The 24,497-nt window shown below is 68.3% G+C and carries 20 protein-coding genes; 8 read left to right on the forward strand and 12 right to left on the reverse strand.

What is annotated here, in order from left to right; all coding sequences use genetic code 11:
* Both AC6RA4_RS08590 and AC6RA4_RS08595 read left to right on the forward strand, forming a co-directional pair.
* Positions 1-621, forward strand: a 621-nt coding sequence (locus tag AC6RA4_RS08590; protein WP_500159361.1) for a 4'-phosphopantetheinyl transferase family protein, incomplete at its 5' end; no start/stop codon positions are given.
* Positions 622-830: 209 nt separating this feature from the next.
* Complete coding sequence (locus AC6RA4_RS08595) at positions 831-2,156, forward strand: GumC family protein (protein ID WP_500159363.1); 1,326 nt, start codon at positions 831-833, stop codon at positions 2,154-2,156.
* A gap of 91 nt (positions 2,157-2,247) precedes the next feature.
* Here the strand turns inward: AC6RA4_RS08595 and AC6RA4_RS08600 are convergent, their stop codons facing one another.
* The 6 genes from AC6RA4_RS08600 to AC6RA4_RS08625 all read right to left on the reverse strand — a co-directional run bounded on the left by AC6RA4_RS08600 (position 2,248) and on the right by AC6RA4_RS08625 (position 9,996).
* Positions 2,248-3,387 (reverse strand): CpsD/CapB family tyrosine-protein kinase, encoded by a 1,140-nt coding sequence (locus AC6RA4_RS08600; protein WP_500159365.1) that lies wholly within the window; start codon positions 3,385-3,387, stop codon positions 2,248-2,250.
* A gap of 190 nt (positions 3,388-3,577) precedes the next feature.
* Positions 3,578-5,677 carry an NAD-dependent epimerase/dehydratase family protein gene (locus tag AC6RA4_RS08605; protein WP_500159367.1) on the reverse strand — a complete coding sequence of 700 codons (2,100 nt, stop codon included), beginning with the start codon at positions 5,675-5,677 and terminating at the stop codon, positions 3,578-3,580.
* Positions 5,678-5,688: 11 nt separating this feature from the next.
* On the reverse strand, positions 5,689-6,648 hold the full coding sequence (locus tag AC6RA4_RS08610; protein WP_500159397.1) for a glycosyltransferase family 2 protein: 960 nt from the start codon (positions 6,646-6,648) through the stop codon (positions 5,689-5,691).
* An 8-nt stretch (positions 6,649-6,656) separates the two neighbouring features.
* Positions 6,657-7,892, reverse strand: a complete 1,236-nt coding sequence (locus AC6RA4_RS08615; RefSeq protein ID WP_500159369.1) for a glycosyltransferase family 4 protein — start codon at positions 7,890-7,892, stop codon at positions 6,657-6,659.
* On the reverse strand, positions 7,889-8,881 hold the full coding sequence (locus AC6RA4_RS08620; protein ID WP_500159371.1) for an NAD-dependent epimerase/dehydratase family protein: 993 nt from the start codon (positions 8,879-8,881) through the stop codon (positions 7,889-7,891). Before AC6RA4_RS08620 ends, AC6RA4_RS08615 begins: the two co-directional genes overlap by 4 nt.
* On the reverse strand, positions 8,869-9,996 hold the full coding sequence (locus AC6RA4_RS08625) for a Gfo/Idh/MocA family protein (protein ID WP_500159372.1): 1,128 nt from the start codon (positions 9,994-9,996) through the stop codon (positions 8,869-8,871). Before AC6RA4_RS08625 ends, AC6RA4_RS08620 begins: the two co-directional genes overlap by 13 nt.
* Before the next feature lie 300 nt (positions 9,997-10,296).
* Here AC6RA4_RS08625 and AC6RA4_RS08630 point away from each other — a divergent pair, with 300 nt between their 5' ends.
* Entirely contained in the window at positions 10,297-11,061 is a 765-nt protein-coding gene (locus AC6RA4_RS08630) for a WecB/TagA/CpsF family glycosyltransferase (RefSeq protein ID WP_500159374.1), read from the forward strand.
* A 6-nt stretch (positions 11,062-11,067) separates the two neighbouring features.
* Here the strand turns inward: AC6RA4_RS08630 and AC6RA4_RS08635 are convergent, their stop codons facing one another.
* The 4 genes from AC6RA4_RS08635 to AC6RA4_RS08650 all read right to left on the reverse strand — a co-directional run bounded on the left by AC6RA4_RS08635 (position 11,068) and on the right by AC6RA4_RS08650 (position 17,239).
* Entirely contained in the window at positions 11,068-11,835 is a 768-nt protein-coding gene (locus AC6RA4_RS08635; RefSeq protein ID WP_500159376.1) for an SDR family oxidoreductase, read from the reverse strand.
* Complete coding sequence (locus AC6RA4_RS08640) at positions 11,832-13,391, reverse strand: GMC oxidoreductase (RefSeq protein ID WP_500159378.1); 1,560 nt, start codon at positions 13,389-13,391, stop codon at positions 11,832-11,834. Before AC6RA4_RS08640 ends, AC6RA4_RS08635 begins: the two co-directional genes overlap by 4 nt.
* Entirely contained in the window at positions 13,388-15,463 is a 2,076-nt protein-coding gene (locus AC6RA4_RS08645; protein WP_500159380.1) for an acyltransferase family protein, read from the reverse strand. Before AC6RA4_RS08645 ends, AC6RA4_RS08640 begins: the two co-directional genes overlap by 4 nt.
* A gap of 369 nt (positions 15,464-15,832) precedes the next feature.
* Positions 15,833-17,239: a hypothetical protein gene (locus tag AC6RA4_RS08650; protein ID WP_500159382.1), complete on the reverse strand. Its 1,407-nt coding sequence runs from the start codon at positions 17,237-17,239 to the stop codon at positions 15,833-15,835.
* A gap of 409 nt (positions 17,240-17,648) precedes the next feature.
* Between AC6RA4_RS08650 and AC6RA4_RS08655 the strand changes: the two genes are divergently transcribed.
* The 4 genes from AC6RA4_RS08655 (at position 17,649) to AC6RA4_RS08670 (ending at position 22,784) form a co-directional block, all read left to right on the forward strand.
* Positions 17,649-20,456 (forward strand): molybdopterin oxidoreductase family protein, encoded by a 2,808-nt coding sequence (locus AC6RA4_RS08655; protein ID WP_500159384.1) that lies wholly within the window; start codon positions 17,649-17,651, stop codon positions 20,454-20,456.
* 111 nt (positions 20,457-20,567) lie between these two features.
* Positions 20,568-21,146 carry a DUF6882 domain-containing protein gene (locus AC6RA4_RS08660; protein ID WP_500159386.1) on the forward strand — a complete coding sequence of 193 codons (579 nt, stop codon included), beginning with the start codon at positions 20,568-20,570 and terminating at the stop codon, positions 21,144-21,146.
* A gap of 19 nt (positions 21,147-21,165) precedes the next feature.
* Entirely contained in the window at positions 21,166-21,915 is a 750-nt protein-coding gene (locus AC6RA4_RS08665) for a 4Fe-4S dicluster domain-containing protein (protein ID WP_500159388.1), read from the forward strand.
* Positions 21,915-22,784 (forward strand): dimethyl sulfoxide reductase anchor subunit family protein, encoded by an 870-nt coding sequence (locus AC6RA4_RS08670; RefSeq protein ID WP_500159390.1) that lies wholly within the window; start codon positions 21,915-21,917, stop codon positions 22,782-22,784. Before AC6RA4_RS08665 ends, AC6RA4_RS08670 begins: the two co-directional genes overlap by 1 nt.
* A gap of 3 nt (positions 22,785-22,787) precedes the next feature.
* Here AC6RA4_RS08670 and AC6RA4_RS08675 read toward each other — a convergent pair whose 3' ends face one another.
* Both AC6RA4_RS08675 and AC6RA4_RS08680 read right to left on the reverse strand, forming a co-directional pair.
* A complete protein-coding gene (locus AC6RA4_RS08675; RefSeq protein ID WP_500159392.1) occupies positions 22,788-23,405 on the reverse strand; it encodes a DUF1523 family protein in 618 nt (205 codons plus the stop codon).
* Positions 23,406-23,414: 9 nt separating this feature from the next.
* Positions 23,415-23,681: a hypothetical protein gene (locus AC6RA4_RS08680; protein ID WP_500159393.1), complete on the reverse strand. Its 267-nt coding sequence runs from the start codon at positions 23,679-23,681 to the stop codon at positions 23,415-23,417.
* A gap of 198 nt (positions 23,682-23,879) precedes the next feature.
* Between AC6RA4_RS08680 and AC6RA4_RS08685 the strand changes: the two genes are divergently transcribed.
* Positions 23,880-24,443 (forward strand): hypothetical protein, encoded by a 564-nt coding sequence (locus AC6RA4_RS08685; RefSeq protein WP_500159395.1) that lies wholly within the window; start codon positions 23,880-23,882, stop codon positions 24,441-24,443.
* Positions 24,444-24,497 lie beyond the last annotated feature (54 nt).

A 24,497-nucleotide genomic window follows, 5' to 3' on the forward strand; every position in this document is an offset into this window, starting at 1 on the left:
CGGCGGGGCTGGGCGGTGACCCACCCGACCAACGCCCCCGACGCGCTCTTCCCCGAAGAGCGCGTCGCCGTTTCACGGGCGATCCCCGCGCGTATCGCCGAGTTCGCCGGCGGCCGCACCGCCGCGCGCGCCGCCATGGCGCAGCTCGGCCTGCCGCCCTGCGCCATTCCCGCCCGGCCCGACCGCGCCCCGCACTGGCCGGAGGGCGTGGTGGGCAGCATCAGCCATGCCGGTCCGGTCTGCCTCGCGGTGGTCGGGCACAGCGCCGACTGGGAGATGATCGGCATCGATCTCGAACCCGACCGACCGCTGCCGACCGAGCTTGTCCCGGAAATCGCGATGCCCGAGGAACTGGTCGCGCTCGAACCACTGCCGGAGGCGCTGGCGGCAACCCGGATCTTCAGCGCCAAGGAAGCCGCCTACAAGGCGCAGTACCCGCGCACCGGAGCGCTTTTCGGCTTCGATGCGATGACGGCGAATCTGCAAATCGGGCGCATGATTATGGCGAAAAATGTCGGGCTCGGGCGCGGCGCGGTGCTGCCAATGTGGCAGCTTCTGGTCGCCGATTGCGTGATTTCACTCTGCCTAAGCGCGAAAATCGCGGAAAAACGCAGTAAATGAGGCTGAAATGAGGCCGTGATCCGCGATCCGGACACGAATTGTTTCCCATCCGTGCGCGTTTGAACGTGGCTAAATTGGGGCGAATTTGTTAATTTATGTCTCGAAAGCGGCGGGGCTCCGACGGGTTTTGGCCCCAATTGAGGGTCGGTCGAGCAAGTGGCGCTTTCTCCGAACGTAGGGTGGGGGCCAGACGTTGCCGGAGTAACGAGATGAACCAGTTCCAGTCGATCGGTGAGGTGCTGTCCGCACTGAAACGCCGTGCCCTGCTGATTTTCCTAGTGACCGTACTTGGTAGTGCCGCCTCCGTCTGGCTCGCCCTCAACCAAATCAAAGTCTATGAAGCCACCGCCGTGGTGCAGATCGAGGAAGGCCAGGTGCCCGACTCGCTTGCCGGTGCGTCGGCGCAAAATCCGGATGCCGCCCGCCAGGTGCGCCTGATCGAGCAGCGCCTGATGTCGCGCGACAACCTTGTCGCGCTGATGGAGGAGCACGAGCTGTTCGCCGGCGATCCGACGATGACGATGACCCAGCGTCTTGGCCGTATGCGGGAAGCGGTCTCGATCCAGGAGATTCGGACCAACTCGAACGCCTATCTGGCGGAGCAGGAGATGCCGTCCGGTCTGCGCATCACGGTCGTGCTGGCCGATGCTCAGAAGGCCGCCGATCTCGCCAACGAGATGATGTACCAGGTCATCAACCAGTCGCGTGACCGCAGCCTGAGCAGCGCCCGCGACACGCTGGCGTTCTTCGAGAGCGAGGAAGGCCGGGTCGAGACCGAGATCGAGGCGATGGAAGCCACGATCGCCACCTTCAAGCGCGACAACGCCGAGGCCCTGCCCAGCGGTATCAGCGCGCTGCGCACCCAGCTCAACACACTGGAGGAAAGCCAGCTCACCCTCGAGCGCGACATCGTCGAGATGGAGGGCAATTCCACACGCCAGCGCGAAGAGGTTCTGGCCCGTCAGCTCAACCTGATGCGCGAGCAGCAATCGCTGATCGAGCAGCGCATCGCCGAGATCGAGGGCCTGCTGCTGCGTGCGCCCGAGGTCGAGCGTGAGCTTTCGGCGCTCGAGCGCGATCTCGACCGGCTGAAGGATCAGTACAGCGTCATCACCCGCCGCAAGGCCGATGCCGAAATGGGGCAGATGCTCGAGGACCGTCAGCAGATGGACCGCTTCGAAGTGCTCGAGACCGCCCTCGTGCCCGAGGTCTCGGCTTCCAGCGGCCGCAAGAAGATCGTCCTGGCCGGGGCCATGGCCAGCTTCCTCGCCGGTGTCGCGCTGGCCTTCGTGGCAGAGCTTCTGAACCCGGCGATCCGCAGCGCGGCACAGATGGAGCGTGCGCTGGGCCTGCAGCCGGTGGTGGCGATCCCGGTGGTCGAGGCGCGGCGCGACCGCCGCGCCCGTCACCTGCGCTCGATCACCGCGGTTGGGCTGATGGCGGCTCTGTCGCTCGGTCTCTATCGGCTGTTCACCGACATCCTGCCCTGGCAGGGGATCGTGGAAAGGTTGCTGCCGCGCATGGCCCGGTCCTGAACGTCGCAGGGGCCGGGCCGGAGCCGGCCCCGCAGCGACGCTGGATCCAACCGGTCGACCCGGTGTCCTGTCCCGCCAGTCAGCTTGACGATCAGTAGGTGTACTGCCGGATCTTGCTGCCTTCGGCCTTGTTGAGCACGGTGCCGAGCAGCGGCACGTCCTCGCCAAGGCGGCGCTGGACCTCATGGACCTCTTTCTCGGTGGTGATGCCACCGCCGATGACGAGGATCACGCCGTCGAACTGGCCGCGGAACGCCATCACGTCATCGTAATAGAGCGCCGGCGGCAGGTCGAAGAGCAGCACGTCGGGCGCGAATTCGTCCTCGATCCGCGCCAGGGCGGTGCGGGTCTGCGGCGATTGCAGCAGTTCCGAGGCGTAGGGCTCGACAGTGCCGTTGAAGCCGAAGGCGATGTTGCGGCCGGCGTGAATGTCGTTCTCGCCCATGCGGATCAGGTGATCCACCGGCGGCACGAGACCGCGCAGTACATCGCCCATCGAGCCGGGATTCCTGACGCCCAGCACCTTGTGCAGCGACGGGCGGCGCAGGTCGCAATCAATGAGCAGCGACCGGCAGTTCTGTTGCCGCGACAGGCTGATGGCGAGATTGGCGGCGGTGAAGGTCTTGCCGCAATCCTTGGTCGGCGAGGTGATCGCCACCCGCTTCCAGCCCTTGTCCGCCAGCGCCTGCAGCAGCCGGGTGCGCAGCACGTCGAAAGCGGCATGGGCCGGGTCCTGCCGTTCGGCGGTGATGATGCGGTTGCGCTCGAGATGGCGCGGATTGACGGTGAATTCCTGCAGCCGGTGCCAGAGCGGCGTCGGCTTGCGCGCCGGGCTGTGCTGCGCCGGAGCGGGCTCCTGCGGCGCCTCTTCGACCGGGGCCGGGGCGGGGGTGGAGACCTTGTCGCCGTCATGCACGCGCAGGCGCTTGCGAATCTCCTCGCGCTTGGCGGCGGTCTGGCGGCGCGCTTCCGCGCGCGCCTCGGCCTCGCGCTGCGCCTCGGCGCGGGCCTCCTCGGCGGCACGCTGGCGCGCCTCCTCCTCGGCACTGCGACGGGCAGCCTCCTCGGCCGCGTGCGCGGTCTCCTCGGCCAGAGCCGCCGTGTCCTCCGCGCGGCGCCGGGCGACACGCCGGTCGCGGGTCTCGAGCGGTTCAATCGGCGGATCTTCGGGCCCGTCGTCGACGGGGTTGCGGTTCCTGCGCCGGAACTTGCGTCTTTCCACCATGGTCATGCCTCCGCACTCCGCAGATCACGCGGCGACCAATAGAATACCAGAACCTGAAACACCTGCATGGACCAGCCCGTTTTCCGGCGCGCCGCTCCCGTGGGGATTCGGCGCGCGTTAACCTTGCTTCCCCATAAAGCAGAGGAATTTGACCAGAATGAGGTAGGGTTTGCGGCATTGCTGCGCCAGCAAAGGCTCAGAACCCGATCAGGTTGGCCTCGGTGATGGCCTTGCGCACAAAGGCGGCGCGGTCGGTTTCGGGTGTCCAGTCGAGCATCGCCTTCGGCTTGGCGTTGGCGAAGGGCGAGAAATGCGCCCGGCTCTTCCAGTCGGCCAGCGACGGGCGCACCACGCCATGCTTGCGCAGGGCGTATTTCTTCAGCCCGTATTTCACCGCGTCCGACAGATAGAAGGCGGTGAGGTTGCCGCTGCTGACCCGGATGCGGGCGCCGAGCGCGTCGTGGATGGCATCGAAATAGCCGCGCCCCGAGAGCATCGGCTCGCCGATCAGGTTGAAGCTCTCGCCGATGGCCGAGGGCCTTGCTGCCATGCGCACCAGCCCGTCGGCCACGTCGTCGATCAGCACGAAGGGCAGGATGTTGTCGCCCGGGCCCCAGATCCGCACCGCGCCGGCGCCGTGCCAGCGCCCGATGCCCCAATGCTGCAGCGGGCCGCCATGGCCCACCACGATGCCGGGCCGCGCTATGGTCAGCGGCAGGCCCCGCTCGCGGTGCAGCTTCATCAGCTGGCGTTCGCACTCGGCCTTGGAGCGGGCATAGAGGTTGCGGTCGGTCATGTCCTCGGGGAAGGGGGTGTCCTCGGTGATGGTCTGGCCACCATCCGACATGTCGTAGCTGGCGATGGTGCCGGTATAGACCAGACGGTTCACCCCCGCCTTTTCGCAGGCCATGCCGATGCGGGTGGCGACGCCCACGTCGTTGATCAGCGCCTCGGACCACGTCTTGTCCATCGACTTGGCGAGGTTGAAGACCACCTCGATGCCCTGCATCGCCTCTGTCAAACCGTCGAGATCGTGCAGCGAGACGCCCACCGTCTCGACCTGATCGGGCAGGTCCGGGAAGGGGCCGGAGCGGCCGCGCGACAGCACCCGCACGTCATGCCCGTCGGCCACCAGCCGCCGGGTCAGCGCCCGCCCGATGAAGCCGGTACCGCCGATCACCATGGCGGTGGGCTTGGGCTTGCGCGTCTGCAGCGCGGGAGCTTTTACCGCCAGCGCCTCGGCCGGCAGCAGCGCCAGCGCATCGTCGAGCGCCTGCATCACCGTCACCGCGCTTTCGCCGCTGAAGCGGGGATCCTGCGGTTTGCTCATATCCTGATAGAGCGCCGCGTCCATGCCGCGGAAGCTCAGCGCATAGGGTCCCTTCTGGTTCAGCGAGACCGCCTGCCGGAACGCATTGACGCTGCCCTCGCGCAGGTGCTGCCAGCTCAGATCGAGCTGCTTGCGCAGCGGGTTCACGATCAGGTCGGAGCTGTTCTCGCGCTCGAGGATCAGCACGTCGGAGGCGAAATCGAGCCGTGCCCGCCCAGAGGAGCCGCGCAGCGTCACCGAGCGGTCGTCCTGCGTCTCGACCAGCGAAACGGTGAAGGTGATCTCGACCTCGCCGGCGCGGGCGAGGATGCGGAAGGCCTGCGGGCGCGGGTCATTTCCGGGCAGGTCGACCGGCTTGGTGGCCTCGGCGAAGGTGATCTCGGGGGGGCCGAAGAGATCGACGGCGAAGGCCATCAGGTGCGGGCCGACCTCGAGCAGCAGGTTCTTCGGCTCGCGCAGGAGCCACAGGTTGAACGGCCCCGAGCGCAGCGGCGACAGCGGCAGCGCATAGCTGATCTCACAGGCCGAGACCCGACCGAGATCGCCGGCCAGCATCATCTCCTTGAGCCGCACGTAGGACGGCAGGCCGAGGAAGTTGTGCCCGGCATGGAAGCGCTTGCCCGCGGCCTTGGCGGCGGCGAGGATCTCGCGCGTGTCGTCGGCGCTTTCGGCCACCGGCTTCTCGACCAGCACGTGCAGCCCGGCCTCGAGGCACTGGATCGCCAGCGGCTTGTGCAGCTGCGGCGGGGTGAGGATGTGGACGGCCTCGCAGAGCCCGCTTTCGATCAGCGCCTCGACGCTGGTGAAGGGCTGCGCGCCATAGGCCTCGGCCATGCCCTTCGCTGCGGGTTCCGACAGGTCGCAGACCGCGGCGACGGAAACGCCGGGCGCGGCGGAGAGCGCATCGGCGTGCCAGGTGGCGATGTAACCGGCCCCGATCAGGCCCACGCGGAGAGGTTCGGACATGGAAACGTGCCTCACTTGTACTCGATGATGCGCATCTGCGCGTTGCGGCGGTGGCGCCAGTGATAGGTCGCCATGCCGATCATGTTCGGGATCTTCGACAGCGTCAGAAGGACGCTGTGTCGGTAGGCTTCGCACGGGGGCAGACCCTCGCGGATCAGGCCCTGCGCGGTGCGGTAATAGTTCAGCGCGTACAGTCCCAGTCCGGCCACCGGGAAGCCCCACCAGAGCGCCGCGCCCAGCAGGATGAAGAGCGGCAGCGCCAGCCCGTAGACCAGCACCCGCTGACGCTCGCGCCGGAAATACTCCGGGTGAAGCGCGCCCACCTGCGCAAAGCCGTGGCCGGTGCGCACGGCGCGGGTCCACCACTGGCCGAAACGGTGCGTGTCGGCGTCATGGCGGGTCATTTCCACGGGGATGCGTTCGAGCCTCCAGCCGGCCTTGCGCAGCCTCGTGCAGAACTCGTCATCCTCGGCGGCGATCACGGTGGGATCGAAGCCGCCGACGGCGCGGAAGGCCTCGGCGCGCACCAGCATGTCGCCGCCACAGGCGAGGATCTCGCCAGCTGGGCGGCGCCACTCGAAATCGGCCAGCTGGTTGTAGAGCGAGGCGTCGCGGTGGATCTCGGAGCGCCAGCCGGTGACAAGCCCCAGCTGCGGATTGGCTTCGAGATGAGCGCGGGCGCGGTCGAGATAGCCTGCCACAAGCGTGCAGTCGCCGTCGATGAACTGCACGAATTGCGGGTCTATCAGCGCCTCGAACCCGGCATTGCGGGCGCGGGCGGCGGTGAAGGGCGTGCTAAGATCGAGCTCGACCACCGTGGCGCCGGCGCGGCGCGCCTCGGCGAGGCTGTCATCGGTGGAGCCGCTGTCGACATAGACCACCTGCCGTGCCTGACCCGCGACCGAGGCGAGCGCCGCGACCAGCCGCGCGCCCTCGTTGCGCCCGATCAGCACCAAGTCGACCGGGGTCATTTCCGGGGTCATTCCAGCACCTCGCGCTTGGCCGGGCTGTCGCCCTCGGCATAGGCGGTGAAGAGATGCGACAGCCGCGCCGCCTCGATATGGATGTTGAACTCGGCCTCGACGGTGGCGCGGCCGACAGTGCCCATGACCCGGCGCTGGTCGGCGCTTGCAAGGAGCTGTTCGATGGCCTCGGCCAGCGCGGCGGCATCGCCCGGCGGCACGAGCACGCCGTTCTCCCACTGGGTGACAAGTTCGGGGATGCCCGCGATCTGCGTGGCGACCACCGGCACGCCCGCCGCCATCGCCTCCATCAGCACCACCGGCACGCCTTCGGCAAAGCTCGGCAGCACGAAGACGTCGCTCTGCGCCAGCGCCTCGGCGACCTCGGATTGGCTCTGGTAGCCGAGAAACACCACCGTCTCGCCCAGCGGCTTGGCGCGCGCTTCGAGCGCCGCGCGCTCCGGCCCGTCGCCGATCAGCGCCAGCCGCACCTGCGGGAAACGCTCTCTCAGCGCCGCCACCGCCTCGAGCAGGATCGGTACCCCCTTCACGCCCGCCAGCCGCCCGACGAAAAGCAGCGTCTGGCCCTTGTGCGGCGCGGTGTCGTAACGCACCGGGTCGATGCCGCAATGCACGATGTGCAGCTTGTCCCAGTGCGCCGCATCGGCGAAGCACATGAGCTGCGAGCGGCAATATTCCGAGATGCAGGCGACGAACTGCGCCCGCGCGGTCTTTTCGTCGATGCGCCAGTGATGCGGCTCGAAGAAGATGTCGGGGCCGTGGATGGTGAAGCTATAGGGAATGTCTGAGAGTTCGCTCGCCAGCATCGCCACGGTGCAGGACGCCTTGGCGATGTGGTTGTGCAGATGCTCCACGCCCTCGGCCCTGAGACGGTCGGCCAGCACCGCCGCCTCGAGGAAATAGATCAGGTTGTAGAGCCGCCCCTTGAAGCCCTTCGGCGCGGTCTGCCACGCCAGCCGCAGCGCGCGGAGGTAGCGCGCGGGGCGGAGCGCAAAGCCGAGATGCGCCTTGAGCAGGCGCAGCGGGTTCTTGGCGGCGGCGATGACCTTGAAGGTGCGTGCATGCTCGTCGCGCTGTTCGGGGCCGACCAGATGCTCGGCGCCGGTGGTGCGGATCGAGCAGGTCAGCACCTCGTGGCCGAGCGCGCGCAGCGCCGCCACCTCGCGCTGGATGAAGGTGTCCGAGGCACGGGGGTATTCCCCGGTCAGGTAGGCCAGCTTGGGCAGGCTCATGTCTCGCTCTCCAGCGTATCGCGCAGCAGGGTCTCGAACGGCGCATCATCGGCGCCGCCGAGGCTCGCCCGGAGCGCGGTGTTGGGCCAGTGCAGCGGCATGATCCGGGCGCGCAGCACCGGCTCGCGCAGCAGGCCGGGCAGGCGGTTTTCGAAGCGCTTCAGGGCGCGGGTGAGCGACAGCCACAACGTCCACGGCACCTCGATGGCCGCCCTGGGCCAGCCTGCCGCCTCGCGGTGGGCGGCGACGAAGCGGCTGCGCGTCGGCAGGTCGTCGTCGATCACGTTCAGCGCCGTCATGCCCTGTGGGTCGGTGAGGCTCGCCGAGACCAGCGCGCGGGCCACATGGTTCACGTGCACCAGCGGAAGCGCACCGTCCGAGGCCAGCGTGACCTGCAGCGGCCCGGCCCAGAAGCCGTTCAGCGCGTGCCATGTCCGGCCCGGACCCCAGACCGCGCCCGGACGCATCAGCCAGAGCGGCTGCAGCGCGCCCTGACAGAGCACCTCCTGCGCCAGCTTCGACTCAGCATAGGCGTCTTGCGCGTGGCCGGGGCGGTTGAGCGGGCTGCGCTCGGTCACCGTCTCGCCGGGCGCGAGCTTGGTCAGGTCGTAGACCGCGATCGAGCTCACCAGCACAAGCCGGATCTCATCGGGCAGTGCGGCGAGCAGGTGGCGGGTGCCCGCCAGCGTGTCGCCTTCGATGGCGGCGCTGTCGCCGCCAAGATGCGCTGCCGCGTGGATCACCGCGCCGCAGCCCCGGAGCGCTCGGCGCAGCGTGAGCACCGCGGAGGGCTCGGCCAGATCGGCGCTCACCACCGTCACGCCGTGGTCGTTGGACCATTCAGGCGCGACGGTGCTGCGCACCACCGCCACCACCTCGAGACCGCGGGCGCGGGCCTCGGCCACCGTGGCGCGGCCGATGAAGCCGCCGGCGCCGGTGATCAGGATGCGGCTCACCTCGCCCCTCACTTCGCCGCCTACTTCGCCCATGGCATCGGCTCCATTGGATCGCAGCGCGTGGTCATGCGCTGGGCGCCGCTCAGCTCGCCGGCGTTCTGCATCGCCAGCGTGACCTCGGTCATGTGCAGGGCGAACTCCGCCGAGAGGCGGCAGGGGCGATCCTGCTCGAGCGCCTCGAGCATCTCGGCCGGGCCCAGCATGAAGTTCATCGCCGCCGCGCCCCAGCGCTTGACCTTGGGATGGGTCTCGCGCCCGAGCTTCACGCGGCGCGGGAAGGGGTTCTCCATCAGGCGTCGACGGATCGTCATGCGCTTGGCATAGGTCACCTTGGCGCTGTTGTCCCAGGCCGCCCCGCTGCGCAACACGCCCTTGTCGCCGATGACCCGGATCGAATGATCGTGTGGCGCGACGATGGAGCAGGTCAGCCGCGTCACCGGGCCGTTATCGAAGAACAGCGTGGCAATGCTCAGGTCGGGCGCCATCGGGCCGTTGCCGGTCTTGTCCGGGATGGTCTCGGCGCTGGCCGCGACCACGGTGCGCACCGTGCCGAACCACGAGATCAGCCAGCCCAGGTAGTAGCCCGCATGTTCCAGCGTGCAGCCGACGCGGAATTCATCCTCGTAGGGCCACGGCGCGCCGCTCTCGCTCAGCCATTTGCGATAGGCGGCCTGTGGCACAAAGCCGTCGTCGAGCTCGGCATAGATCGCCCGTGGCGTGCCGGCGATGCCCTTGCGCAGCGCGTATCCGATGGTCTGGGCCGTCTCGCCCAGCACCGAGCAGGGCGCCGAGGCCAGCAGCAGGCCACGTTGAGCCGCCAGCGCGTGCAATTCCTTGGCCTGGTCCAGCTGCATCGCCAGCGGTTTTTCGGAATAGACGTGGTGCCCGGCCTCGAGACAGGCGCGGTTCAGGTCGTAATGGGCCGCAGGGTTGGTGAGGTTCAGGACCACTCCGCCCTCGGGCGCCTGCGCGAGGAACTCGGCGAGTGAGGACCGTTTCGGCAGGTTCCAATGGGCGCAGAACCGATCGAGCCGGGCGGCGTCGCGGTCGTAGACCCCGGCGACCTCGATGCCCTCCATCGCCTGCAGCGAACGCAGGTAGAGATCGGCCACGAAGCCGCAACCGAGGATCGAGATTCGGCGGGTCATGCGGTGCGCCTCCTGCCGGGCATGTCGAGTGTGGCCCCGCAGCGGCGGGACGGGAAAAGAACGGGCATCAAAACAGTACTCACGAATCCTGAACCGGCCGGCTGTTTCCGTTGAACAGACAATTTTGACGATAATTCGGCAGGTCGCGCCGATATGCCGGCAAAGCGCTGACGGTTCGGAAAACCTCTCAGGTTGCGACCCGGGAGACACGGTTCGCGGGAAATCGCCACATTACGGACCTCCTCCTGCCCTGAATTTGAGGTATGACAATTCTGGGGTTTGGAGTGGATGCGACGTTTTATGGATTTTAGAGTGTCCGGTGAGCGGATTTCGGTCAATGTTCCGACCTGGGCCGTGTTGCAGGCCCGCGTGACCGAGCGCCTTGCCCAGCGGCAGGGCTTTGCCCTTGCGACGATCAATCTCGACCATCTCGTGAAGCTGCGGCAGTCGCCCCAGTTCCGGCGCGCCTATGCGGCGCAGGATTTTGTCATCGCCGACGGCAATCCGATCGTCTGGATGTCGTGGCTGGCGAAGCGCCCGGTGGAGTTGATCCCGGGCTCGGACGCGCTGTTTCCGATCGCGCGCATCGCCGCCAAGCAGGGGGTGACCGTGGCGCTGGTCGGCAGCACCCCCGCGACGCTCGCGGCCGCCAAGAGCTATCTCGAGCGCGAGATACGCGACCTCGAGGTGGTGACCACCATCGCGCCGCCGATGGGGTTCGACCCGGCCAGCGCGGACTCCGATGCGATCTTCGAACAGATCGCCGCCTCGGGCGCGGGGCTGTGCTTTGTGGCGCTGGGCGCGCCCAAGCAGGAGATCTTTGCCGCCGCCGGGCGCCGCAAGGTGCCGCATGTCGGCTTCGCCTCGATCGGGGCGGGGCTCGATTTTCTCGCCGGAACCCAGTCCCGGGCACCGGAACTGGCGCGGCGCTTCGCGCTGGAATGGCTGTGGCGCGCGCTGAGCAGCCCGAAGCGGCTGGTGCCGCGCTACCTGCAATGCATGGCGATCCTGCCGGGGCAGATGTTTGCCGCGATGCTGCAGCGCTTCCGCTCGCCGCAGCACTGACGCCCCTCAGCCGAGGTGGCGCGGCCTGCGCCGCCGCAGCAGGAGCAGATCCTTCAGCTTTCCCTTGAGCCCGCGCGGCGGCAGCACTTCGGTGTCCTGCTCGAACACCGCGCCGGTGAGGTCCGGGTCGCAGCGCAGCGCCAGCTCGACGCCCCATTTCGCCGCGGTCTCGGGAGGGAGGCCATCGGGAATGCCCATCTCGGTCTGCAGCATCCCGGGCATCCAGTCGCCGATGACGATGCCGGGGAAGCGGTCGGCCAGATCGGCGATCAGCGCGCGGGTGAAGATCCGCGCCGCGCCCTTCGAGACGGAATAGGCCGAAGAAGCGGGCAGCGGGTGCAGATCGGCGAAGGTCGCCACGTTGAGGATACGCCCGCGCCCGGTCTCGCACATCTGCCCGAGCGCTTCGCGCGAGCAGGCCACCACGCCGCCGAGATTAATCGCCACGGTGTCGAGAAAGCTCTCGGTGCTCTCGTCGAGCATGTCGCGGCGCGGATAGACGGCGGCGTTGTTGATCAGGAGCGCGACCGGGCCATGCGCGGCGCGGATCTGCGCAAAGCCCGCGCGCACCGCCTCCGGATCGCTGACATCGAGCGGTACTGCGTGAAAACCGGCACCGGCGCGCGCGGCGGTCTCGGCCAGCGCCTCGGCACGGCGACCGGTGCCGATCACGGTGAAGCCCTGCCGCGCCAGCTCGACCGCAAGGGCGCGGCCAAGGCCGGAGCCGGCGCCGGTGACGATGGCGGGGCCGTCCTGCGGGGTGAGGCGGGTCATGGCGTCTCCTTCAGGATGGCGTCGGCCACGCGCAGGGCGTTGGCGGCAATGGTCAGGCTCGGGTTCACCCCCATCGACGTGGGCATGAAGGAGGCATCCGCGACCCAGAGGTTGCGCAGCTCATGCGCGCGGCAATCGCGGTTCAGCACCGAGCTTGCGGGGTCGTCGCCAAAGCGCAGCGTGCCGCTCGGGTGGCCGAAATTCAGTTCCGGGCCCATGCCGAGGAACGCCCGCCGATGGCCCTTGAAGGCGCGCGAGATCGCGCGGCGGAAGGCGCGGCGGCGGGCCAGCAGCTCGGGGTGGTAGCTGTACTCGACCGAGAGGCGTTCCGGATGCGCTGGGTCATAGGTCACGCGGTTCTCGGTATAGGGCAGATCCTCCATCAGGCCGACGAAGATCTGCGCGTGGCCGAAGAGCCTTGCCGCGATGGCGGCGGGGATGCGGGTGAGCTGCGACAGGCCCGGCACGCGGGCGAGTGGCGAGCGCGCCAGCATCAGGTTCAGGTAATGCACGATCTCGCCATAGGAGGCGCGAATGCCCATCGCCTGGATCATCCCCAGCCGTTCTCCGTCGCGCAGATAGAGATCGCGCAGGGCGATGGCCTTGGTGGCACCGTCATCGGGCGTGCCGCGCGGCGGCCAGAGCGCGAACATCTCGTTGAGGTGGAACATCAGGTTGCGCCCCACGAGCCCCGAGCCGTTGGCCGCGCCGCCGGGCCAGGCCTCGCAGCTTGAGGCCAGCAGCAGACGCGGCGAGCCGAGCGCGCCGCCTGCCAGCACGATGCGCGGGGCTGTGAAGACCCGTGTCTCACCATCGATGCGGGTTTCCACGCCGCTCACCCGGTCGCCCGCGCCAAGAAGCCGGGTCACCTCGGCGCGGTCGATCAGCGTGGCATTGCCGGTGGCGAGCGCCGGCTCGACCCCGGCAGAGCGGCCATCCATCTTACAGCGCTTCGGGCACTTGCTGCCGAGGCAGTTGAGGCAGCCCTCGACGCGCTCGATGGCGGTATGGGCGTGGTAGGGATGCAGCCCGCCATGCTCCAGCGCCGTCATCAGCGCGGCCTCCGTGCCGGTGAGGGCGGGCGGTGGATCGAGCGGCAGCGGCGGCTCGGGCGAGAGCGGATCGGGGGTGCCGTGCAGGTGGTAGAGCTTTGCCGCGCGGTCGAACCACGGGCGCATGGCGTCGAACCCCACGGGCCAGCCGCCGGTCGGATGCGGGCGGCCCTCGGTCGGCTCGAGATCGTGGCGCTCGGGCCGTTCCAGCGTCGCGGCATAGAACACCGACGAGCCGCCGACCCCGGCGCCGAGCGGCGCGTAGAAGCGGCTTTCGCGGCCGTCGAGCGTGGCGTGCAGCGGCTCGGGCCAGAGGCCGCGGGCGCGCCGTGCCTCGGGCACGAAGATTTCCGACAGGCCATTGCGCTCGGCCCGCTGGCCTGCGGCACCCTGTTCGAGGAACAGCACCTTCTGCCCGGCTTCGGCCAGCGCCCGTCCCACCGTACCGCCACCGATCCCGGTGCCGATGACGATGACGTCCCACTGGCCGTCCACGGCGCTCACGAGCCGGTACCGGGGTCGCGGGCAAAGACCGGCGCGAAGAGGTCGCGCAGCGCCAGGGCGGCGGAGTTGGTGACGTGGTTGTTGTCGAAATAGTAGCCGGTGCCGTCCTGCAGTGCGTGGCAGGCGCTGTCATCGCAAAGCCGGGGCCACGGGTCGATCCAGCCGACCGCACCGGCCTCTGCCATGGCGCGCCACGGTGCTTCGGCGGGGGCGATGCGCTGGGCGAGGGCCGCGCGCGGGATGCTGGTCTGGGTGACCTTGTGGCGGGCCAGCGGCCAGCCCTCATGTGCGGCCTCACGCGCGGCGACGCGGCTGTCATATTGGGCGATCTCGGGCGGCTGGCGCAGCACCACCACCTCGTCGAAATGATCGAAGAGCTGCGCGACGGTGGCCTGCGCGGCCTCGGCGACGATGTCGGATTGCTGCATGTCGAGCCGCGTGGGCGCCTCGAGCGGGTGCACGGCGATGGTGTTGCCGGCATCGAGCCCGATGCCGGTGCCGTTGGCATAGTAGCTCCAGCGCCCGATGAGGAGGACGGTCTTGAGGCTTGGCAGACGCTGGAAGCTCTGGCCGATCTGCAGGTTGGCATTGGTGCAGGCGGTGTCCTGCGCCAGCGTCGCGGCGCTTTCGACCTTGCGCACGCCGAAGAGCGGCGGGCAGCCGGCGCGCCAGATGATCAGGCCGGGGCGACCGGCCTCGTGGGCGGCCAGGTCGAGCCCCTCCTTGAAGGCGCGCACGTGGCTGTCGCCCCAGACCAGCACCTGCGGATCTCCCTCGGGGCCGATGGGGCAGATCTCGAGCCCCATGAGCGGGCCCTCGGATGGCGTCTGGCAGCGGCTCCAGTCCTGCAGGAAATCACCGGATGCGGCGATGTGGATGCGGGCCTCGGGGCCGAACCGGTCGGGCAGCCCGTCGGTCAGGTAGAGCCACGCGCCGACCGCCAGAGTGGCCGCCGAGGCGGTCACGGTGGCGCCGAGGATCACGAAGCCCGGCACCTGCGCGCGCCGCACCGGCGTTTCGACATAGCGCCACGACAGCCACGCCAGCCCGACCGAGAGCAGCATCCACAGCACCGCCTCCCAAAGCCCGGCATATTCTCCGCGCAGGTAGAGCGACAGGGTCAGGACCGGCCAGTGCCAGAGATACAGCGAGTAGGAGATCTTGCCGAAGAACACCGCCTCGGGTGCCGAGAGCATCCGGTTGACCGGGTTCTGCCCGCGGCCATTGGCAAGCAGCAGCACCGTGCCAAGCACCGGCACAAGCGCCAGGAGGCCGGGAAACAGCGGCCCGGCGGGGATCAGCAGGATCGCGGCCGCGACCAGCAGCAGCCCGGCGAGGCTCAGCACCGTGTAGCCGCGCCAGCGCCGACCGCTCTCGCAGCCCCAGATCGCCAGCAGAACGCCGCTCAGAAGCTCCCAGGCGCGGAAGGGGAAGAGGTAGAACGTGGCGGTCTGATAGGGCGGCGTGAGCCAGACGCAGGCGATGAAGGAGGCCAGCCAGCAGCCCACCAGCGCGGCCAGCAGGGCGCGGCGGTTGCGCGACAAGAGCAGAATGAAGAGCGGCAGGAAGATGTAGAACTGCTCTTCGTCGGCGAGCGACCAGGTGTGCAGCAGGGCCTTCTCGTCCGAGGCGCTGTCGAAATAGCCGGCCTGACGGAAGAACAGGACGTTCGAGAGATAGACCGTCGCCGCGATGAGCTGCTTGCCGAATTCGCGGAACTCGAAGGGCAGCAGCAGCGCCCAGCTCAGTGCCGTCGTGACCAGCACCATGGTGAAAAAGGCCGGGGCGAGGCGGCGGAAGCGGCGGATGTAGAAGTGCCGCAGCCAGATCCGTCCGGTGGCATCGTATTCGCGCCAGAGGATGCCGCCGATCAGAAAGCCCGAGATCACGAAGAAGATGTCGACACCGACGAAGCCGCCCTCGAGCCCGGGAATGCCGAAGTGATAGAGAACCACGGCGAGAACGGCGATGGCGCGCAGCCCGTCGATATCGCTGCGATAGGGCAGCGAGCCGTGGCCTTGGCCGGGGTCTTCGTGGTCGGATGCGTCTTGCGTGGGTGCGGACTGTTTCATCACTCGAAATCCGGATTCTCCGGGAACACACTGGCACAACGACACGCGTTGGTCGCGCCCCTGGCTCTTCTATCAGGGGCAACTGGGGCGAAATAAAGGCGCGGGCCCGGCCGGGCGAACGCTAGGACGCAAAGGTTGCGCTTTGGTCAATGCCGCAGGGCCCCGGGAGGGGCCGGCTGCGGGGACTGGCGAGACGGGGCAGGGCCGGGCGCGCGGACCGGTCGCGGAGCGGTCTTCGGCGCGCGGAACGGCGGAACGGCAAGAGGTCGGGAAGCGAATGCAATGACGGGCGCAGAGGCGCGCTCTTGCGGCGGAACAGCTTCCGCCCCGGCGCTCAGGCGGGCGCGACGGCCCGGCCAAAAGCATGCCTTACATGATGGATTGCCATTTGAACCCGGTCTCCGGGGCCGAGGTCGTCAGCGCGACGTCCTGCCCGCTCTTCAAGCGCTCGGCATAGCCGGTCAATGCGCCTGCAAGAAGCCATGTCAGCGAGGTGAGCGTGGCGTTGGGGATCAGGTCTGCGACGTTGATCGCGAGGATCAGGGACAAGGGCGCGATGAAGGGCGAGAGCCGCTCTGGCGGCGACCGGCGCACCTCGCGCCAGAGCAGGAAGATCGGCAGCACCAGCAGGCCGAACTCGGCGAGGAAGCCGATCCAGCCATACACGCCGATGACGATGACCCAGCGTCCGTCGGTGACGGTCTGGATGTTGCCCGAGACCGGATCGAGAATGTGGTTCCGCCCCCAGCTTCCCCAGCCGACGATCGGCTTCTGATAGGCCCGGTCGAGCAGGATCCGCTCCTGGGTGAAGCGGAACTCGAGCGAGCTCGCCCGCTCTTCGTCGATGCTGGCGGCGGCGGCGAGGATGCGCTCCTCGGGCACGGTGTGGGTGCCTTTCATGATCGGATAGACGATGGCGAGAAGGCCGATCAGCAGCGCCACGCGGATCTGCATGATGCGGCTCAGGAACAGCAGGCAGGGCAGGGCGATGGCGGCGAAGAGAAGCGCGCCGAGAGACTTCGAGGCCACCAGAACCAGGAGCAGGTAGAGCGCGATGAGCAGCGTGCGCGGCGTGTTGAGCTTGCTGTCCTGTTTCCAGAGCGCGACCGTCGCGACGGTTGCCGTCATGATGAAGAACGACACCCAGAGCCCGTGATAGAGAAACACCACGGGGCGATAGCCGTCGCCGCGGATCGACTGCGAGAAGAGGTGCTGGTAGTAGCCGTAGACCCAGTTGTTGACCTGCGGCGAGAGGCGCAGCTCGACGAGCATCGGCACGGTGTAGATCACGCCGCAGACCATCAGCGCCACGAGAAAGACCCGCTGCGAGCCGCCATCGGCGAGGTACTGGCGCGCCAGCAGGAACGGCGTCACGAGGATGAACTGCTGCAGCATCAGCGCGATCGCGTCCTTGATCGTGAGGCCGGGCAGGCCGACCTGTCCGTAGAACACCGGTTCGGTATTGGTCGCGGTGGTCACCACCGGGATGAAGATGAAGATTGCGAGCAGCAGGCGCGCGAGTTTCGACTGCGGGATCAGCAGGCCCTGTGGGCCGAACTTGAAAATGCAGATCGCGAAGGCGGCGAGCGCGGGGATGTTGTGCTTCGACAGTTGCGGCATCAGCGGCAGATCGAAGGCCGCCGGGGGTTCCGGCAGGAACAGGTAGCCGAGCATCAGCGACAGGATCAGCGCCCGGTCCGCCTGCAGGCGCCGGAACAGGGCGATCGTCACCAGCGGCCAGATGGCCAGCATGAGGTAGGCGAGAGGGTTCGGCATACTCGTGCTTCGCAGATCGTTACGCGGCGCTCCGTGACCCCCACATGCCCCGGATTGCCCCGCGACCATAGCAGCGGAGCCGGGGCTTGTCGCCCTTCGGGATCGGAAGGACGCGGCGGGCTGGCAGATATGGCACAGCGGTCTCAACGCGCTGTCAAGGCCAGGGAGCCCCGTCCTCCGAGCCCGGATCGACGGTGCATTTCCGTCAAGGCCGGAGCGGACCGGGCGCGTCTGTCCTCGACACGCAGGGGCTGACGGGGGCGGGTTTCTGCGGTGTCTTGCGTGGCGGTCTCGGCCTTCGGTAGGCGACGCCTTGCCTGTGGCACGGCTGCCGCAGCCCGTGTCTGCAATGCCACTGGTCAGGTTGCGAGCGCTGGCCTAGCTTTCCGTGGAAGGGAGCAGCCAGCGGATGAGCGACCAGCCGATCATCGACCTGAGCCCGCGGATCTCGGACGAGATCCGCAAGACGACCTGCTACATGTGCGCCTGCCGTTGCGGCATCAACGTGCACCTGACGGCGGGCCGCGTCACCTATATCGAGGGCAACCGCGATCATCCGGTGAACCGGGGCGTGCTTTGCGCCAAGGGCGCGGCCGGGATCCGCCAGGTGCTGTCGCCAGCCCGGCTGCGCGCGCCGCTGCGCCGGGTCGGGCCGCGCGGCTCGGGGGAGTTCGAGGAGATTAGCTGGGAAGAGGCGCTCGAGACGGCGGTGTCGTGGCTTAAGCCGTTGCGCGAGCGGGCGCCGGAAAAGCTCGCCTTCTTCACCGGGCGCGACCAATCGCAGAGCTTCACCGGCTGGTGGGCGCAGCAGTTCGGCACGCCGAACTACGCCGCCCATGGAGGCTTCTGCTCGGTCAACATGGCGGCGGCGGGGATCTACACGCTGGGCGGCGCGTTCTGGGAGTTCGGCGCGCCCGACTGGGAGCACGCGAAGCTCTTGCTGCTTTTCGGGGTGGCCGAGGATCATGACAGCAACCCGATCAAGCTCGGCCTCGCACGGCTCAAGGCGCGCGGCGCGAAGATCGTCGGCGTGAACCCGATCCGCTCGGGCTACAACGCCATTGCCGATGAATGGGTGGGGATCACGCCGGGCACCGATGGGCTGTTCATCCTGTCGCTGGTGCACGAGCTGCTGCGCGCCGGGAAGATCGACCTCGACTTCCTCGCCCGCTTCACCAACGCGCCGGTGCTGCTCGATTGCGATCCGAAATCCGAGACGCAGGGTCTCTTCCTGCGCGACGCCGAGGGGCGTCCGCTTGTCATCGACCGCCGCACAGGCAAACCGGCGCCGTGGGATGGCGAGGGGGTTGAGCCCGACCTGCGCGGGCGGTTGCGGCGCGCCGGGATCACCCACCGCGCGGTGATGTTCGAGCTGGCCGAGCGTTACCTCGATCCGGCCTACGCTCCGGAGAAGGTGGCGGAACGCTGCGGCATCGCGCCGGACCAGATCCGCCGGGTGGCGGCGGAACTGGCCCGCGCCGCCTTTGACGATCCGGTGGTGCTCGAACGCCCCTGGACCGATTTCCGCGGCGTTGCACATCAGACCATGCCTGGCCGGCCGGTGGCGGTGCACGCCATGCGCGGCATCTCGGCCCATGCCAACGGCTTCCAGACCGCCCGTGCGCTGCACCTTCTGCAAAGCCTGTTCGGCGCCGTCGAGACCCCGGGCAGCTTCCGTTTCAAGCCGCCCTATCCCAAGCCCGCCGAGGCCCATCCGCGCCCGCAGTTCCGCGCCACCCCCGGCCAGCCGCTCAAAGGCCCGCATCTGGGCTATCCGCAGGGGCCGGAGGATCTCGCGCTGCACGAGGACGGCAGTGCTGCGCGCATCGACAAGGCTTTCACCTGGGAGAACCCGCTCTCGCCGCACGGGCTCATGCACATGGTGATCTCGAACGCGGCGGCGGGCGATCCCTACCTCATCGACACGCTGTTTCTCTACATGGCCAACATGGCGTGGAACTCGTCGATGAACACGCGCGGCACCATGGAGATGCTCACCGCGCAAGACGAGGACGGCGAATATGTCATCCCGCGCATTATCTATTCCGACGCCTACAGCTCGGAGATGGTGGCCTATGCGGACCTGATCCTGCCCGACACCACCTATCTCGAACGCCACGACTGCATCTCGCTGCTCGACCGGCCGATCTCGGAGCCCGACGCGGCGGCGGACGCGATCCGCTGGCCGGTGCTCGAGCCCGACCGCGACGTGCGGGCCTTCCAGTCGGTGCTGCTGGATCTTGGCGCGCGGCTGGGCCTGCCGGGGATGGTCGAGGCGGACGGCTCGGCCCGCTATGCCGATTACGCCGATTACATCACCAACCACGAGCGCAAGCCCGGCATCGGGCCGCTCGCGGGCTGGCGCATGGGGGCCACGGGGCTGAGCCACGGGCGCGGCGAGCCGAACGCGGCGCAGCTCGACAGCTACATCGCCAATGGCGGTTTCTTCACCGCGCATGTCCCGCCAGAGGCCGCCTATTACAAGCCGTGGAACACGGCCTATCAGGATTGGGCGGTGGGCTTCGGTCTCGCCGATAAACCGCAGCCCTACCTGATCCAGCTCTGGTGCGAGCCGCTGCGGCGCTTGCAGCTCGCCGCCGAGGGCAAGGGCGCGGTGCAGCCACCGGAGCATCTGCGCGGGCGCATCCGGGCCACGCTCGACCCGCTGCCGATCTGGTACGCGCCGCTCTCGGACGCGTTCGAGGACCCGGCAGAGTTCCCCGTGCATGCGCTCACCCAGCGCCCGATGGCGATGTATCATTCCTGGGGCAGTCAGAACGCGTGGCTGCGCCAGATCCACGGCCAGAATCCGCTCTACCTGCCGAGCTACTGGTGGCAGAAGCTGGGGCTCAAGGAGGGGGACTGGGTGCGCGTGACCTCGAGCCATGGCGGTATCACCGTGCCGGCGGCGCATATGGCGGCGCTGAACAAGGACACGGTCTGGACTTGGAACGCCATCGGCAAGCGCAAGGGGGCCTGGGCGCTTGATCCGGACGCGCCGGAGGCGACCAAGGGGTTCCTCCTGAACCATCTGATCCACGAGCTGCTGCCCGAGCGCGGCGACGGGCTGCGCTGGGCCAATTCCGACCCGGTGACCGGGCAGGCGGCGTGGTTCGACCTGCGGGTGAAGCTCGAGAAATCCGCCGCTCCGGACGAGAGCCAGCCGGCCTTCGGCGCGCTGCGCTCACCAGTCGGTGGCGGAACGGAGAATTGTTGATGAATTTAACGGTTTTCGCTCTAGAGATTGAGCATTGTTTCGAAATGATGGTCAAACTTCCGCCGCAATTCTCATGCAACTTCTCCGTGCAAAGAGGACAGGGCAGAGCAGATGAACGACCAGGGCACGAACCCATCCGGCCTTCGGACCGGCGCCTACAGCGGCGAGGGGATCTGGTCGTACTGCCCGATCCGCCAAGAGGCGCGCGAGCTGGCACCCGATCCGGCGCTTGCGGCGCAGCTGCAGCGGGCCGAGGATTTCTGCCGGGACCGCCTTCCCGATCTTTTCGAACACACTGCCCTCTCCGCTCCGGGCGGCACGTGGCAGGTGTTTCCCGAGCGTCAGCTCTTCAAGCTCACCACCGCCTCGGGCCGCAGCTGGTACGCGCGCTACGCGCTGCTTGCCTCGTGGAAGGCCGAGAGCCACAGCTGGCTCTGGAGCTGGGCCTTCCCGCCCGAGTGGGCCACCCCGCCGGAGCTGCTTTGCGTGGCGCGCCGGATGCGCCTGACCGGTGCCCGGAGGGGCTGGGACCTTCTGACCGAACCGTCGCTTCTGGCCAACGAGTACGAGGCCTGGCGCCTCGGGGCGCTGGCGGCGCAGGGCGCCGGCATGCCGCTGGTCTATTGCGCCCCGGTCGGCAATGGCATGACCCATGTCTACGCCATCGACACGCCCTCCTGGGTGAGCTGACCCAAGGAGAGGGCCGCGTATGACGGCGCTGCCCGAAACCACCGAGCGCAGGCTCGGGCTGGTGATCGACCTCGACACCTGCGTCGGCTGTCACGCCTGCGTGGTGGCCTGCAAGGGCTGGAACGATCAGGGCTACGGCGCGCCGCTCTCCGATCAGGACCCGCAGGGCGCCAGACCTCAGGGCACCTTCCTCAATCGCGTGCACAGCTACGAGGTGCAGCCCGAGCGCGGCCCGGCCCAGCACGTGCATTTCCCCAAATCCTGCCTGCATTGCGAGGATGCGCCCTGCGTCACCGTCTGTCCGACCGGGGCCAGCCACAAGCGGGTCGAGGATGGCATCGTGCTGGTCGAGGAAGACGCCTGCATCGGCTGCGGCCTCTGCGCCTGGGCCTGCCCCTACGGCGCCCGCGAGCTCGATATCGCCGCCGGCGTGATGAAGAAATGCACCCTCTGCGTCGACCGCATCTACAACGAGGCCTTGCCCGAGCAAGACCGCGTGCCCGCCTGCGTGCGCACCTGTCCGGCCGAGGCGCGCCATTTCGGCGATCTCTCGGACCCGGAGAGCGAGGTCTCGCAACTGGTCGCGGCGCGGGGTGGCATCGACCTGATGCCCGAGCAGGGCACGAAGCCGGTCAACAAGTACCTCCCGCCGCGGGCCCGCGACGGCTGGGGCGAGGAGACCGACGCGCTGGCGCCGTTCCTCGAGCCGGTGGCGGAGGAGCCGCAGGGCTTTCTCGGCTGGCTCGACCGAACGCTCGGGAGGCTCTGATGCACCCGGCGCCGTCGATCATCCTGTTCACCACGCTTTCGGGGCTCGGCTTTGGCCTCTTGGTCTGGCTCGGTCTCGATCCCACGCCGCCCAGCGGCTGGGTGGCCTTCGCCTTCTACGCCATCGCCTACGCGCTGGCGCTTGCGGGCCTTACCGCCTCGAGCTTCCATCTCGGGCGCCGCGACCGGGCGCTCAAGGCGTTCCGCCAGTGGCGCACGAGCTGGCTCTCGCGCGAGGCGTGGCTCGCTTTGCTGGCGCTGGGCGTCTCGGGGCTCTACGCGCTGGGCCTGCTCTTCGGGCTGGCGCTGCTGCCGCTGGGCTGGCTGGGCGCGGCACTGTCGCTCGCCACGGTCGGCGCGACGGCGATGATCTACACCCAGCTTCGCACCGTGCCGCGCTGGCACCACTGGTCGACCCCGGCGCTGTTCCTTGCGCTGTCGCTGAGCGGCGGCGCGCTGCTCTCGGGGCGGGTGCTGATCGCCAGCGTGCTGCTCTTGCTGAGCGCGGCGCTGCAATTCTGGGTCTGGTATGACGGCGACCGCCGCTTCGCGCGCTCCGGCACCACGCTGGCCAGCGCCACCGGCCTCGGCGAGCGCGGCGCGCCGCGGGCGCTCTTCCCGCCGCATACGGGCAGCAACTACCTTCTCGACGAGATGGTCTATGTGGTGGCCCGCCGCCACGCGCTCAAGCTGCGCTCGATCGCGCTGGTGCTGATGGCGCTGCTGCCGGCGCTCTTGCTGCAACTGCCGCTGCCGCATCTCTTCGGGCTGCTGGCGCTTGCCTCGCACCTGGCGGGCGTGCTGACGGCCCGCTGGCTGTTCTTTGCAGAGGCCGAGCACGTGGTCGGCCTCTACTACGGCAAGCGCTGAGCCTCAGCCCTTGCGGCGGAAGAAGCCCTTGAGGCGGCCGCCGGCCTCGTCGAGATTGTCGCCCATGTCGTCGAGCACCGGGTCGATGCGCGCCTGCCGGAAGCGCCGCCAGCGCACGTAGAGCGCCCAGACCACCGCGACGAGCAATGTCAGGACGATGATGTTGAGCCACGGGATGATTCGCACATCGGGGCTGTCCACGGCGCGCAGGCTCACCGCGTTGGGGTAGACCGAGAGGAATTCGTTGCGCCAGCCGTAATGCTTGATCACCACCCATTGCGGCGCGGCGGCGGTCGAGCGCAGGTCAGCGGCCTCGGCCTGCAGGTTCGAGGTGTCGAACTTGAAATAGGGCGGCCAGCCCCAGCCGGTGTCCTCGTTGCGGTAGACCATAACCTTGTCGTTGTTGAGCCGGGTCTGGATGAAGAACACGTCGCGCCCGGTGACGGTGACGCTCTCGCCGGTGGCAGCGTTCGACCAGAACAGGCTGTTCTCGCCCGGATCGATGCGCTTTTCATAGGTGTCGGTGATCCGCGCAATGTCGTGCTGCGGGAGGGTATAGTGCAGGAAGGCCGCGACCAGCGCCCAGAACAGCACGATGATGGACCATTTCACGTAGCGCATGGCGACCTCCTAGTGGAAATTGGTCAGATAGACGATCAGCCCAATAAGGCAAAGCGGAACGACATACACCCCCAGGATCAGCTTGCGACGCAGCGAATGGTCGTAGTCCCGCAGCCCGGCCTCGACGAAGGCCTCGCGCCCGCCCGGCCCCTGCGCCTCGTCCCATTCAGCCTCGAGCTTGCGCCGCCGCACCCGGCGGGACCACAGCGACAGCGCGGCATAGATCACCGTCAGCACGACAAAGCCGATCCCCAACAGTCGCAGCAGCGCCAGCATGGCGTGGTCCTCCACCGTCCTCCACCGTTCTCCACGGGGCCCGCTTCGGGCCCCGGGTCTCACCTGACCCGGCAGAGGCCCGGAAATCAACCGCTGCGGCGCCGAGGCGGCTCCGGTGGGGAAATCCGCACCTTGCCAGACCGGCCCCGCGCAGGGCATCTTTGCGCCGTTCGAATTCCCATTTCAGGCAAAGACATCATGACCCGCACCATTCTTTTCGCCCTTCCCGCAAGCCTCGCCCTGCTCGCCACCCCGGTCGCCGCCGACGAGATCAGCGACACGCTGCAATCGGCCATCGACGCCTATGAGCAGGGCGATGTGCAATACGCGCTGGAGGAGCTCGACTACGCCCGCTCCAAGCTGCTCGAGATGAAGACCGACGCGCTGGGCGCCTTCCTGCCCGAGCCGCCGGAGGGCTGGACCCGCGAAGTCGACACCGAGGCCAACGCGGCGATGGCGATGATGGGCGGTGGCGTGGCGGCCGAGGCCGAGTACATCTCGCCGGAGGGTGAGTACTACACGGTGCAGATGTTCGCCGACAATCCGATGGTCGCGAGCATGTCGGCGATGATCATGAATGCCGGCGCCATGGGCCTGAAGACCGAGCGCATCGGGCGCCAGAAGTTCGCCGTTCAGGACGATCAGACCATGGGCCTGATCGCCAACCGCATCCTGCTGCAGGTCGACGGCCCCGACGCCGACACCCGCAAGATGCTGCTCGAGGCAATGGATTTCGACGCCATGGCCGGCTTCGGCGGCTGATCTCGCCGCCCGCGCCGCCCCCTCGTCTTCTCTGGTTCGAAAATACCTCGGGGG

This window comes from Salipiger sp., from assembly GCF_059781815.1.